Below are 262 nucleotides of genomic sequence, written 5' to 3' on the forward strand. Positions count from 1 at the left end.
CTTTAAACCACTCTCTAAAATCATCTAAATCGTTCAGGCCATCGCCCGTATTAGCTTCAACAGAGCTGCTTTGGCTGTGAGGTTGTTTTATCTCGTTGTTAGCGAGCAATCTTAAAATAACCGCAAAACAGTAAAGCAAAGTAAACGTAGTAATAAGCGGCCATGGTGTATGGTAAAAACCCGATGCAAGCAAGAGTATTACTAAAACAGCGAATAAGATAAACCATGATTTACCATTCAACTTTTTTGCTTTCTCTTTAGG

1 protein-coding gene is annotated in these 262 nt (G+C 38.2%); it reads right to left on the minus strand.

Features of this window, described 5'->3' with window-relative positions:
* A partial coding sequence (locus AAEZ18_RS19085; protein WP_352255991.1) for a hypothetical protein occupies positions 1 to 241 on the minus strand: 241 nt, incomplete at its 3' end.
* Between the last annotated feature and the right edge of the window lie 21 nt (positions 242 to 262).

This window comes from Pseudoalteromonas sp. 19-MNA-CIBAN-0066 (genome assembly GCF_040308705.1).
Classification (GTDB): domain Bacteria; phylum Pseudomonadota; class Gammaproteobacteria; order Enterobacterales; family Alteromonadaceae; genus Pseudoalteromonas; species Pseudoalteromonas nigrifaciens.